The 12,726-nt window shown below is 69.4% G+C and carries 12 protein-coding genes; 8 read left to right on the top strand and 4 right to left on the bottom strand.

Going from position 1 to position 12,726, the window contains the following annotated elements:
- The first annotated feature begins 7 nt into the window (after positions 1-7).
- From A5730_RS18150 to A5730_RS18135, 4 genes are all read left to right on the top strand, one after another.
- On the top strand, positions 8-691 hold the full coding sequence (locus tag A5730_RS18150; RefSeq protein WP_067903269.1) for a uracil-DNA glycosylase: 684 nt from the start codon (positions 8-10) through the stop codon (positions 689-691).
- Positions 692-696: 5 nt separating this feature from the next.
- The gene (locus A5730_RS18145) at positions 697-1,617 is read left to right on the top strand and encodes an NADP-dependent oxidoreductase (RefSeq protein WP_067903457.1); all 921 of its coding nucleotides are present in this window, start codon (positions 697-699) and stop codon (positions 1,615-1,617) included.
- Between the two features lie 99 nt (positions 1,618-1,716).
- Positions 1,717-3,081 carry an HNH endonuclease signature motif containing protein gene (locus A5730_RS18140; protein ID WP_067903266.1) on the top strand — a complete coding sequence of 455 codons (1,365 nt, stop codon included), beginning with the start codon at positions 1,717-1,719 and terminating at the stop codon, positions 3,079-3,081.
- Positions 3,082-3,257: 176 nt separating this feature from the next.
- Entirely contained in the window at positions 3,258-3,908 is a 651-nt protein-coding gene (locus A5730_RS18135) for a nitroreductase (RefSeq protein ID WP_067903263.1), read from the top strand.
- A gap of 28 nt (positions 3,909-3,936) precedes the next feature.
- Here the strand turns inward: A5730_RS18135 and A5730_RS18130 are convergent, their stop codons facing one another.
- The 3 genes from A5730_RS18130 to A5730_RS18120 all read right to left on the bottom strand — a co-directional run bounded on the left by A5730_RS18130 (position 3,937) and on the right by A5730_RS18120 (position 6,518).
- On the bottom strand, positions 3,937-4,764 hold the full coding sequence (locus A5730_RS18130; RefSeq protein WP_067903260.1) for an oxidoreductase: 828 nt from the start codon (positions 4,762-4,764) through the stop codon (positions 3,937-3,939).
- 1 nt (position 4,765) lies between these two features.
- On the bottom strand, positions 4,766-6,013 hold the full coding sequence (locus A5730_RS18125) for a hypothetical protein (protein ID WP_067903258.1): 1,248 nt from the start codon (positions 6,011-6,013) through the stop codon (positions 4,766-4,768).
- Positions 6,014-6,074: 61 nt separating this feature from the next.
- Entirely contained in the window at positions 6,075-6,518 is a 444-nt protein-coding gene (locus tag A5730_RS18120; RefSeq protein WP_067903255.1) for a nuclear transport factor 2 family protein, read from the bottom strand.
- A gap of 97 nt (positions 6,519-6,615) precedes the next feature.
- Here A5730_RS18120 and A5730_RS18115 point away from each other — a divergent pair, with 97 nt between their 5' ends.
- The gene (locus tag A5730_RS18115; RefSeq protein ID WP_067903454.1) at positions 6,616-7,506 is read left to right on the top strand and encodes an SDR family NAD(P)-dependent oxidoreductase; all 891 of its coding nucleotides are present in this window, start codon (positions 6,616-6,618) and stop codon (positions 7,504-7,506) included.
- Positions 7,507-7,508: 2 nt separating this feature from the next.
- Positions 7,509-8,330, top strand: coding sequence for a mycofactocin-coupled SDR family oxidoreductase (locus A5730_RS18110; RefSeq protein WP_067903253.1), 822 nt, complete (start codon positions 7,509-7,511; stop codon positions 8,328-8,330).
- 7 nt (positions 8,331-8,337) lie between these two features.
- Here the strand turns inward: A5730_RS18110 and rpmB are convergent, their stop codons facing one another.
- Positions 8,338-8,532: a 50S ribosomal protein L28 gene (rpmB, locus tag A5730_RS18105; protein ID WP_067749870.1), complete on the bottom strand. Its 195-nt coding sequence runs from the start codon at positions 8,530-8,532 to the stop codon at positions 8,338-8,340.
- 254 nt (positions 8,533-8,786) lie between these two features.
- Here rpmB and A5730_RS18100 point away from each other — a divergent pair, with 254 nt between their 5' ends.
- Positions 8,787-10,478 (top strand): DAK2 domain-containing protein, encoded by a 1,692-nt coding sequence (locus A5730_RS18100; protein ID WP_067903451.1) that lies wholly within the window; start codon positions 8,787-8,789, stop codon positions 10,476-10,478.
- 2 nt (positions 10,479-10,480) lie between these two features.
- The gene (gene recG, locus A5730_RS18095; protein ID WP_067903251.1) at positions 10,481-12,700 is read left to right on the top strand and encodes an ATP-dependent DNA helicase RecG; all 2,220 of its coding nucleotides are present in this window, start codon (positions 10,481-10,483) and stop codon (positions 12,698-12,700) included.
- Positions 12,701-12,726 lie beyond the last annotated feature (26 nt).

Here is a 12,726-nt window from a genome sequence, read left to right as displayed (position 1 = left end):
GACCGCGATGACGGCGCGCCCGTTGGCTGAACTCGTCGAGCAGGGTTGGGCGGCGGCGTTGCAGCCGGTGGCCGATCAGGTCGCCGCGATGGGCCAGTTCCTGCGGGACGAGATCGCCGCCGGGCGCAGGTACCTGCCGGCGGGTCCGAACGTCTTGCGGGCGTTCACCTTTCCATTCGACGATGTCCGGGTGTTGATCGTCGGGCAAGACCCGTACCCGACGCCGGGACACGCCGTGGGACTGAGCTTTTCGGTGGCCCCCGACGTGCGCCCGCTGCCGCGCAGCCTGTCCAACATCTTCGACGAATACGTTGCCGACCTCGGTCACCCGCCGCCGTCGTGTGGCGATCTGACGCCGTGGGCCGAGCGCGGCGTGATGCTGTTGAACAGGGTGCTCACCGTGCGGCCCAGCAATCCGGCCTCGCATCGGGGCAAGGGCTGGGAGGCGGTGACCGAGTGCGCGATCCGAGCGCTGGCCGCGCGCTCGCAGCCGCTGGTGGCCATCCTGTGGGGCCGCGACGCCTCGACGCTGAAACCGATTCTCGCCGAAGGCAATTGCGTGGCGATCGAGTCGCCCCACCCCTCACCGCTGTCGGCGTCCCGGGGATTCTTCGGGTCGCGTCCGTTCAGTCGCGCCAACGAGCTCTTGACGGGCATGGGCGCCGACCCGATCGATTGGAGGCTGCCGTGACCGAGATGACCGCATTGCGGGCCCACCACCGGGGCGGCCCGGAACGACTCGTCGTGGAGCGCGCGCCCGTACCGACCCCGGCGCCGGGCGAAGTCCTGGTGGCCGTCCACGCCGCGGCCATCACGTTCGACGAGTTGACGTGGGACGAGACCTGGACCCGTGTGAGCCAGACACCGGTCATCCCGTCCCACGAGGTATCGGGCGTTGTCGGCGAGGTGGCGCCGGACGTGGCGGATTTCGCGCCCGGCGACGAGGTGTACGGGCTCATCGACTTCGACCGCGACGGCGCCGCCGCCGAATTCGTCTGTGTCCCGGCGGCGGACCTGGCCCCCAAGCCGTCGACGGCGTCGCACGCCGTCGCCGCCGCGCTGCCGATGCCCGGGCTGACCGCCTTGCAGGCACTGGTCGACCACGCCGGCGTGCAGCCCGGCGAGGCAGTGCTGGTGGTCGGCGGCGCGGGCGGGGTGGGCGCGCTGACGGTCCAGCTGGCTGCGATGCTGGGCGCGCGTGTCACCGCGACCGTGCGCAGCGACGCCGGCGACCTGGTCCGTGGATACGGGGCCACCCGGGTGATCGACGTGCGGACCGAGGCGCTCGACGACGCGACCTACGACGTCGTGATCGACACCGTCGGGGGTGACATGCTGGAGCGGTCGTTTCCCGCGCTGCGGCGCGGCGGCCGGTTGATCACCCTGTCGGCGCCGCCGCCCGCGGGCCGAGCCGACGAATACGGCGTCACGGCAACGTTTTTCATCGTCACACCCAATCGCGATCAGCTTGCCGAGCTCGCCGCGCTGGTCGACAGCGGACGGTTGCGCGTGGAAATCGCGCAGACGTTCCCCCTCGAAAGGGGGCGGGAGGCGTTCGAAAGCCGCAACCACCCGGGCCATCGCCCCGGCAAGACGGTCATTGTCGTCCGCGATTAGGGCGGTTCCGCGCAATTGCTTTGTAATCCCTTGTGCCACTTTGGTTTCACTGGTCACAGTGCGGGCTTTTTTGTCGGTGGGTGTTCCTAGAGTTGAGGCATGGGTGTCAGTAGTCGTGAGGAGATCGTCGAGGTCATCGACGCGCTCGACGACGACGCTGACCGCTTGTGTGAGTTGTCCTTTGACGTCCTCACCACCCCGGAGCGGCTGCGCGCCTTGGAGCGGGTGGAAAGCGTGGCCCGCCGGCTTCGGGCGCCTCAGCATGCGTTGATCAATCAACTTTCCGCGCAGGCCAGTGCCGAAGAGTTGGGTGGCTCGCTGCGGGTGGGGCTGGCCGACCGGTTGCGGATCACTAAGGCCGAGGCGGGCCGGCGCATCGAGGAAGCCGCCGACCTGGGCGAGCGCCGGGCGTTGACCGGTGAGCCGTTGCCGCCGAAGTTGAGCGCGACCGCGGCCGGTCAACGCGCAGGGCTGATCGGCGAGGGGCACGTCAAGGTGATCCGCGGCTTCCTGGCCCATCTGCCGGTCGAGGTCGACGCGTTGACTCGGCAGGCCGCCGAAGCCGACCTGGCCGTCAAGGCCGCCGGCTATCGCCCCGACGAATTGGCCACCTACGCAAAGCGGTTGATGGATTGGCTGCACCCCGATGGGGAATTCAGCGACGCCGAGCGGGCCCGCAAGCGCGGGATCAACCTGGGCGCGCAGGAGTGCGACGGCATGTCGCGCCTCAGCGGCCTGGTCACCCCGGAGCTGCGCGCGGCGATCGAGGCCGTGTTGGCCAAGCTGGCCGCCCCGGGCGCGTGCAACCCCGAGGACGAGATCCCGCTCGTCGACGCGGCCCCCGACCAGGATGCGGTGCGTCGCGATGTTCGCAGCCCGGCGCAGCGCAACCACGATGCCTTCCTGGGGGCGCTGCGCGGCCTGCTGGCCTCCGGTGATCTGGGTCAGCACAACGGCTTGCCGGTGTCGATCGTGGTCACCACCACGTTGCAGGATCTTGAGGCGGCCGCCGGTAAGGCGCTGACCGCGGGCGGCACCTTGGTGCCGATGGCGGATGTGATCCGCTGGGCCGGCCACGCTCACCACTACTTGGCGATCTTCGACGAAGGCAGGTCGTTGGCACTGCACCACACCAAGCGGTTGGCCTCCCCGGCGCAGCGAATCATGTTGTACGCCAGAGACCGTGGGTGTACCAGGCCGGGGTGTGATGCGCCGGCCTACCACAGCCAGGTCCACCACGTCACGGGCTGGCAAGCCACCCGCCGCACCGACATCGACGACCTGACCCTGGCCTGCGGGCCCGACAACCGACTCGCCGAAACGGGCTGGACCACCCGCACCAACGCCCGTGGCGAAACGGAATGGCTCCCGCCCGCGCACCTGGACCGTGGGCAACCCAGAACCAACAACTTCCACCACCCCGAAAGATTCCTCCGTGACACCGACGACGACGAACCCGTTTGACGTTACGACCCGTTTCGCCCGGCTTCGCCGCGCTCACGATCGGCGCGGGCTGTTGGCGGCGACCCGTTTCGCCCGGCTTCGCCGCGCTCACGATCGGCGTGGCTTGGTGGCGGCGACCCGTTTCGCCCGGCTTCGCCGCGCTCACGATCGCCGCGGGCGCCTGACACCATGAAGCTATGTACGACTTGGAAGACACCATTCAGCAGCGGCATTCGACGCGGCTGTTCCTGCCCGACCCGGTGCCGCGCCACCTGGTGCGGGAATCGCTGGAGCTGGCCATGCGTGCGCCGTCGAACTCCAACGTGCAGCCCTGGCACCTGGTTTTCGTCTCCGGCGCCGCCCGCGACCGGTTGGTGACCGCGATGCTGGAGAAGGCCCGCGCCGAACCGCCCCGGGTGCCGCAGCTGCCGGCCGAGTTCGCCCATTTCCGCAGTGACACCGGCGCACACGTGTACGGCTCGATGGGCATCGCCCGCCACGACAGCGAGGCCCGACGCATCGCCGTGCTGCGCAACTGGGAGTTCTTCCGCGCCCCGCTGGGTGCCATCGTGTGCATGCACCGCGACCTTGGCTACGCCGACAGCATGGGCGTGGGCATGTTCCTGCAGACGTTGCTGCTGGCGCTGACCGCGCGCGGATTGGGCACCTGCGTGCAGGTGGCGATCGCCGGTTATCCCGACGTGGTGCGCGAGCAGCTCAACATCCCGCCGGAGCTGAACATCCTGTGCGGCCTGTCCATCGGCTACTCCGACCCCGATTTCCCCGCCAACAAGTTGCGCATTGGGCGCGACGCGGTGGACGAGCATGCCGTGTTCCTCGACGAGTGAGGACTCCTGATGCCACCCACAGTCGTCGCTAATCCGCGAAGTTCACGTCCTTGGTGACGGACTTCCACTCTTCGATCGATGACGAGAGCGCGGCGATCTTGTCGCGCATGGCTTTGAGCACGTCGCGACCCAACAGCAGCCGCAGCGGCGGCTCGTCGAGGGTGGTCACCATCAGCACCGCTTCGGCGACCTTGCGCGGGTCGCCGGGCAGGTGATCGGCGAACTGCTTGATCAGGTCCTTGCGCGCCGCCACGTCGACGTAATCGGCTATCGGCGTGGTCGACTCCTTCATCGATCGGGTCGCCCAGTCGGTGCGGAAGGCCCCCGGCTCGATCGCGGTCACCTTGATGCCCAGCGGCCGCACCTCGGTGGCGAGGGCCTCGGTGATCGCCTCGAGCGCGAACTTGGTCGACGAGTAGTAGGCGTTGGGCGGGTTGGCCACCAGGCCGGTCATCGACGACATGTTGATGATGTGCCCCCCGCCGCGCGCACGCATGGCCGGCAGCACCGCCTTGATCATGTTGACCGCACCGAAGTAGTTGACGTCGAACAGCTTTCGGACCTCGGCGTCCTCGCCTTCCTCCACGGCGGACAGGTATCCGTGACCGGCGTTGTTGACCTGCACATCGATGCCGCCGAACGCGTCGTCGGCGGCCGACACCGCGGCCGCGATCTGCTTCGGGTCGGTGACGTCGAGCGCGACGGCCAGGGCGCGGTCCCCGAACTCGTCGGCGAAGTCCCGCACCGCGTCGGCGCGCCGGGCGGTCACCACCGTGCTGTGTCCCGCTTCCAGTGCCGCGCGGGCAATTTCACGGCCGAAGCCGGTGGAGCATCCGGTGATAAGCCAACGCGCCATCTCAGGCCGCCCCTTCGGGCAGGCGCCGCAGATACGCCGTCCGCCGGTCGGCGAGTTGAGCGGCCCGCTCCTGCGGGCTCACCCGTGGCAGCTCGGGCAGCTCGGTGTCGAGCCGGTCCAGCTTGACGACCCGCCCGCGCGCGCCGAGGTCCTCGCGGGGGCCCGACTCGCCGAATTCGGCCATCCGCAGGGTCAGGATCCCTTCCCTCAGGCCGTCGGAGTCGATCCAGTTGGCCACGCCGGGGTCGGTCGGCGCGATCACGTAGGTGTACGTGCTGCCGTCCTCGTTGGGAACCGACTGCGCCTTGTTGAGGCTGCCGGTGCGGTCGAGGATGTTGAGCGTGGTGCCCCAGATGTTGCTCAGCGGAACCGTGAAGTATTCGGCGCCACCGTCGTTGAGGTCCACCACGAACGCCTCGTCGGGGGCGAGATCGAAGCGGCCCATGACGTACACCTGGTTGCGCATCGCGCCGGCCTTGTCGGCCGACCACGCCAGGTCGAAGTGGTTGGGCGGCATCTTGTAGACGCCGTGGCTGAGCTTGCCGGTGAAGTTGGCGAAGTACTCCATCATCGCCGCGGTGGCCTCGGCCTGCTCGTCGCGCGTGCGCGCGGGCGTTAGCGGGGGGCCGCCAAGTCGTTGCACCTCAATGTGATTGGGGTCGTCGCGCCCCCAGTCCAACAACACGTCCCGGATGTAGAACTCGTGCGCCGCGGAGGTGGTCCGCACATGGTTGGGCCGCCCACCGGCGGGGTCGGCGTCCACCGTGATCGTGTAGCTGCCGTCGGAGTCGACGTGCATGGTGCGGCCGTTGAGCACGTCGACGGTGCCCATGTTGGCGTCCCAGAGCGTGAAGTAGTTCTCGGTCATGCGGTGCTCGCCCACCCGGCCGTGAATTTCGTAGCGTTCGTCGCCGGAGATCGGGATCACCCGGTAGACGCTGTCGGGATTGTCGATGCCCCAACGAGATCCGGGGATGCGGCGGCCGTCGACCGGGTGCGCCAGCCGGGTGATGCAGCTGACCTTCGGCCGCAGCTTGTCCTGGTTGGACGACCACACCGCGGCCGAGAACATCACCTCGGCGAACGCGTCGTCGAACCGCTCCCGCATCGCCTCGGACGCCTTCGCGCGGCCCAGCCACGCCTGCGCCACCGCCTGGTAGGCGGCCCTGACGGTGGGGTGTTCGATCAGCTCGAGGGCGGCCAGTTCCTGTTCGTGCTGGGAGGCCGTGGCAACGGGGTCATCGGGCATTCGCTCTTCTTTCGATGCGCTTTCCAAAAATGTTGTCCTACAACGTAATTAGCCGACCGGTTCAGAACTTCAGATGCTGACTGACGTCGCCGACCTGGTCGACGAACATCGTGCGGCTGTCGAACCGCCAGGTGCCGTCCACCCGCTGGAACGTGTCCTTGTAGTGCCCGGTCACGATCACCTGCAGCGGCAGGTCGGGGGTGGCCTGGGTGACGCAGTAGTAGGACGTGCTGCGGGCGGTCCCCGCGGCCTCGTCGATATACAGCTGCACGTTGGTCGTGTTGTGCTTGGTCTTCGGCGTGCCGTCGGAGTAGATGCGGGTGGCCATCTCATACATCTCGCGCACCCGGGTGGCGCCGGCGAACACCGTCTCCGGCGGTCCGTCCTCCACGCCGCAGATCCGGCCGTGCTCGAAGAGCCTGGCCACCCCGTCCAGGTCGCCGCCATCGAGAAGCTCGGCGTAGGTGTAGATCAGGTTGGTGATTTCCGTTGCGCTGTCACTCATGTGAAACCACCTGTCGGGCCCGTCTCCGCCGCTTCCGCGAACAATGGTGGCAGAACCGGTCCAATTTACATAGAACCGACCATTACTCTTGATCGCCGTGACCCTATCTTGGACGCCGTCCCGGCTCGGCAACCTGACCGGCAAACGAGTCGTCGTGACGGGAGCGACCAACGGCGTCGGGCTCGGGACCGCCCGCGCCCTGGCCAATGCCGGCGCGCACGTGATCATGGCGGTTCGCAACACCGAGCTGGGTGAGCAGCGCGCCGCCGACATCGGCGGATCCACCGCGGTCGCCAGGGTCGACCTCGCCGATCTGTCGTCGGTGCGCGCGTTCGCGCAGTCGGTCGGCGACGACGTCGACATCCTGATCAACAACGCCGGCGCGCTGACCGAGCGCCGCACCGAAACGGTCGACGGCTTCGAGAAGACGCTGGGCACTAACCTGCTCGGGCCGTTCGCGCTGACCAACCTGCTGCTGCCCCGGATCCGGTCGCAGATCATCAACGTGGGCTCCGACGCGCACCGATCGGCGACGCTGCGCCTGGACGACCTCCACCTGCGCCGGCACAAGTGGACCAGGCTCGGCGCCTACGGGCAGTCGAAGCTGGCGGTGATGCTGTGGGGCCTGGAGCTCGACCGCCGGCTGCGCGCCGCGCGATCGCCCATCGTCAGCCAGCTCACCCATCCGGGCTGGGTGGCCTCGAATCTGTCGCAGGTCGGCGACTCGCCGCTGATGGCGGTAAGCCACAAAGCGGTCAAGGCGGTGGCCGACCGGCTGGCCAACGACATCGACCAGGGCGCGGCGCCCACGCTGTACTGCATCAGCGAACCGATACCGCCGGGCAGCTACGTCGGCGTCAGCGGCAGGTTCGGCCTGCGCGGCGGCCCGGTGCTCGCCGGCCGCTCGCCGGTCGCCTGCGACTACGACGCGGCCGCGCGCCTGGTGGCCTTCGCCGAACAAGAGACCGGCACGACACTGGAGGTGTAGTCATGGGTGAACTCGACAACAAGGTCGCCGTGATCACCGGCGCGGCGCGCGGCCAGGGTCGCAGCCACGCGGTGGCCTTCGCCGAACAGGGCGCCGACATCATCGCGGTGGACATCTGCGCCGACATCGACGCGATTCCCTACCCCCTGGGTAGCAAATCGGATCTCGACGAAACCGCGCGGCTGGTCGAAGCGGCGGGCCGCAAGGTGGTGCCGGTCGTCGCCGACGTGCGGGACCTGCCGCAATTGCAGGCCGGGGTGCAAAGCGCAATCGACGTTCTCGGTGAGGTCGATATCGTCGTCGCCAACGCCGGGGTGGTGGCGATCGGGCTCACCGACATCGAGTCCGAGCCGGTGTTCACCACGATCGTGGACACCAACCTCAAGGGCGTGTGGCACACGATGCTGGCGACGGTGCCGTCGATCATCCACAAGGGCAGGGGCGGGTCGGTGGTGCTCATCAGCTCGTCGCAGGGGCTGACCGGCAAGGGCGGAGACGGGAGTGCGGCGATGTTCGCCTATGCCGCGTCCAAGCATGGGGTGGTGGGGTTGATGCGGTCGGCAGCGAATGCCTATGCGCCGCACAAGATTCGGGTCAATTCCGTTCACCCGGCCGGTGTCACGACGCCGATGATCCTCAACGACTTCGTCGTCAACCGGATGCTGGAGAACCCGAACCCGGCCGTCGCCCAGATGCTGCTGCCCGACGTGCCGCTGGTCGAGGCGCAAGACGTGACGGAAGCGGTGCTATGGCTGGTGGGCCCGCGCGCGCGTTACGTGACGGGCGTGTCGATACCCGTCGACGCCGGGCACGTCGTGATGTAGCTCCGGTTCAGCCCCGGACGACCTTGCCGGCCTTGATGCAGGACGTGCAGGCGTTGAGGCGCTGCTTGTTGCCGCCCGGGCGGGTGACAACGTGCACCGTCTGGACGTTGGGGTCCCACCGGCGGCTGGTGCGGCGGTGGGAGTGCGACACCGACTTGCCGAAGCCGGGGCCTTTCCCGCAGATGTCGCACACAGCGGCCATGGTTCAAGCTCCTCAAATCTCGGGGGTCCGGCTCGGCGGTCTGACACGTGGCCGGGACAGCCCGGTTGACCGGGCCCAACCAGGATAGGTGATCGGCGTGGCAACCGCCAAAACGATCGGGACCGCTGTCGCCCCGTCTGGCTAGGCTCAATGGGCCGGATCACCCCGCCGGCGGGTGGTGGTCACGGGCGGCCGCGGCCGGTGCCACCGGGCTACGCTGGCGCCCACGCTGGTTGTGGAGGAGGTGGGTAACACTGGGACCGTCGGAACGCCTGCTGGACGCGACCACCTTGCGGGATTGGGCGCACACCGCCGTCAGCGACCTCATCACCCACATCGACGAGATCAACCGGCTCAATGTCTTCCCGGTGGCCGACTCCGATACCGGCGCCAACATGCTGTTCACCATGCGATCGGCGCTGGCCGAGGCCAACGCCGGGCTGAATTCGGAGGGCGGGTCGGCGTGCGTCGCGCGGGCCGCCGCGGCGATGTCGGCCGGCGCCCTGAACGGTGCCCGCGGCAACTCCGGCGTGATTTTGTCGCAGATCCTGCGCGGCGTCGCCGACGTGACCGCGGCCGCGGCGGCCGACTCCGGCGGTGAACTGCCCCACATCGACGCCCCCACGCTCGGCGCGTCGCTGCGCCGCGGTGTCGAGCTGGTCATCGCCTCGATGGGCGGCCAGGAAATCCCCGGGACCATCGTGTCGGTGCTGCGGGCCGCCGCCGACGCCGTCGGGGAGTGCGCCCAAGCCGGGGACGGGCTCACCCCGGCGCTCATGGCCGCCGGGGATGCGGCGGTGGTCGCCCTGGAAAAGACGCCCGAGCAGCTCGACGTGCTTGCCGACGCGGGTGCCGTGGACGCGGGTGGCCGCGGCCTGCTGGTCCTGCTGGACGCCCTGCGCGCCACCGTCACCGGGCAGGCGCCCGCCCGGACCGTCTACGAGTTGTCGCCGCGCGCACCGCAACCGCAGGGCACCGCCGAACGCCCCGCGCCGCAGTTCGAGGTGATGTACCGCCTCGACGGATGCGAACCGGCCGCGGCGGACGCCCTGCGGGACCGGCTCGGGGAGCTCGGCGATTCGGTGGGCATCGCCGCCGCGCCGTCGCCGGCCCACCGCACCTACTCGGTGCATGTGCACACCGACGACGCCGGCGCCGCGGTCGAGGCGGGGCTGGCCGCCGGGCGGCTGAGCCGCATCGTGATTTCGGCGTTGAGCTCCGGCGCCACCGGGCTGCCGGCCGGCGGCTGGACGCGGGAACGCGCGGTGCTGGCCGTCGACCTCGGCGACGGCGCCGCCGAACTGTTCGGCGGCGAGGGCGCCTGTGTGCTGCAGCGGGACGCGGGCGGCGGCGACCCGGTCACCACCATCAGCGCGCACCAGTTGATGCGGGCGGTCGTCGACACCGGCGCCGCGCAGGTGATGGTGCTGCCCAACGGCTACGTGCCCGCCGAGGAGCTGGTGGCCGGGTGCACCGCTGCCATCGGCTGGGGCATCGACGTGGTGCCGATCCCGACGGGATCGATGGTGCAGGGGCTGGCCGCGCTCGCCGTGCACGAAACCGGCCGGCAGGCGGTGGACGACGGCTACACCATGGCCCGCGCCGCGGGTGCGGCCCGGCACGGCTCGGTGCGCATCGCGACCGAGAGCGCGCTGACCTGGGCGGGGCGCTGCCAGCCCGGCGACGGCCTGGGCATCGCGGGGGACGAGGTGCTGATCGTGGCCGCCGACGCCGTCGCGGCGGCCATCGGCCTGCTCGACCTGTTGCTGGCCTCGGGCGGTGACCTGGTGACCGTGCTGGTGGGCGCCGGCATCGAAACGGACGACGACGTCACGGCCGTGGCCGACGTCCTGGAAGAGCACATGCACGACCATCACCCGGGGACCGAGCTGGTCACCTACCGCACCGGGCATCGCGGGGACGCGCTGTTGATCGGGGTCGAGTAGCCGTGGCCACGCTGCGCGACCGGCTGGACTTCGTGGTGGGCGCCAAGGCCGCCGATCAGCTCGACGAGGAGCTGGGCATCCGCACCGTCGACGACCTGCTGCGCCACTATCCGCGCAGCTACACCGAGGGCGCGACCCGCTGGGACTCCGACGATCAGAAGCCCCCGGCCGGCGAGCACATCACGATCGTCGACACGATCGCCGAAACCAAGACGTTCCCCATGAAGAAGACCCCGAACCGGGTGTGCCACCGCATCACCCTCGGCGCCGGCCGCAACAAGGTGACCGCGACGTTCTTCAACGCGAACTACCTGAAGAAGGACCTGACCAAGGGCACCAAGGTGATGCTCTCCGGAGAGGTCGGCTTCTTCAACAACGTCATGCAGCTGACCCATCCGGCGTTCCTCATCCTCGACTCCCCGGACGGCAAGAACCGCGGCACGAGCTCGCTGAAGAACATCGCCATCGCCTCGCAGGCCACCACCGGGGAGGTGCAGATGGCGGCGTTCGAGCGGGCCTTCTTCCCGATCTATCCGGCGACCACCAAGCTGCAGAGCTGGGACATCTTCCGGTGCGTGCGCCAGGTGCTCGACGTCCTGGATCCGGTGGACGACCCGCTGCCCGCGGAGCTGCGCGACCATCACGGCCTGGTCTCCGAGGATCGCGCGCTGCGCGACATCCACCTGGCCGAAGAGCAGGCGGCGCGCAGGCGGGCGCGGGAGCGGCTGACCTTCGACGAGGCCGTCGGGTTGCAGTGGGCGCTGGTGGCCCGGCGGCACAGCGAACTGTCGGAGTCCGGGCCCGCGGCGCCGGCGCGGCCCGACGGCTTGGCCGCGGAACTGTTGGGGCGCTTACCGTTCGAGCTGACCGGCGGCCAGCGCGAGGTGCTCGACGTGTTCGCGACGGAGCTGGCGGCCACCCGGCCGATGAACCGCCTGCTGCAGGGCGAGGTCGGTTCGGGCAAGACCATCATCGCGGTGCTCGCGATGCTGCAACTTGTGGACGCCGGCTACCAGTGTGCGTTGCTGGCGCCCACGGAAGTCCTTGCCGCCCAACATCTCCGGTCGATCAACGACGTGCTGGGCCCGTTGGCGATGGCGGGTCAGCTCGGTGGCGCCGACAACGCGACCCGCGTCGCGCTGCTCACGGGTTCGATGACGGCGGCGCAGAAGAAGCACGTCCGCGACGAGGTGGCCAGCGGTCAGGTCGGGATCGTCGTCGGCACCCACGCGCTGCTGCAGGACGCGGTGGAATTCCACAACCTGGGCATGGTGGTGGTCGACGAGCAACACCGCTTCGGGGTCGAACAGCGAGACCAGTTGCGGGCCAAGGCCCGTCCCGGTGTCACCCCGCACCTGCTGGTGATGACGGCTACACCCATACCGCGCACGGTCGCGCTCACCGTCTACGGCGACCTGGAAACGTCGACGCTGCGCGAACTTCCGCGCGGTCGGCAGCCGATCACCAGCAACGTCATCTTCGTCAAGGACAAGCCGGCGTGGCTGGAGCGGGCCTGGCGGCGCATCAGCGAGGAGGTCACCGCCGGCCGCCAGGCCTATGTGGTCGCGCCGCGGATCGACGAAACCGACGATGCGGACAATCAGGAACAGAACACCAGGCCGTCGGAAACCGCCGAGGGTCTCTACGCCCGGCTGCGTTCGGGTGAGTTGGCGAATGTGCGCCTGGGCCTGATGCACGGCCGGTTGTCCGCCGACGAAAAGGACGCGGCGATGGCGGCGTTCCGCGCTGGTGACATCGACGTGCTGGTGTGCACCACCGTCATCGAGGTCGGTGTGGATGTGCCCAACGCCACCGTGATGCTGGTGATGGATGCCGACCGCTTCGGCATCAGCCAGCTGCATCAGCTGCGGGGCCGCATCGGCCGCGGCAGCCATCCCAGCCTCTGCCTGCTCGCCAGCTGGGTTTCGCCGGAGTCGCCCGCGGGCCGGCGGCTGTCCGCGGTGGCCGCGACCCTGGACGGGTTCGCGCTGGCCGACCTGGACCTCAAGGAACGCCGGGAGGGGGACGTGTTGGGCCGCAACCAGTCCGGCCGCGCGATCAACCTGCGCCTGCTTTCGCTGGCCGACCATCGCGACGTCATCGAGGCCGCGCGCGAGTCCTGCGTCCGCAGCTACGCCGACAACCCGGGCAACCCCGAGTTGTCTTTGCTGGCAGCGCCTTTCGTCACCGGTGACCGGATCGAATACCTGGACAAGTCGTGACCGCCGGCGACGATGCAGAGCGCAGC

The sequence above is a fragment of the Mycobacterium sp. ACS4054 genome (genome assembly GCF_001667275.1).
Lineage (GTDB): Bacteria > Actinomycetota > Actinomycetes > Mycobacteriales > Mycobacteriaceae > Mycobacterium.
The sequence above is the reverse complement of the archived record's forward strand: the minus strand, read 5'-3'. Positions and strand labels throughout refer to the sequence as shown.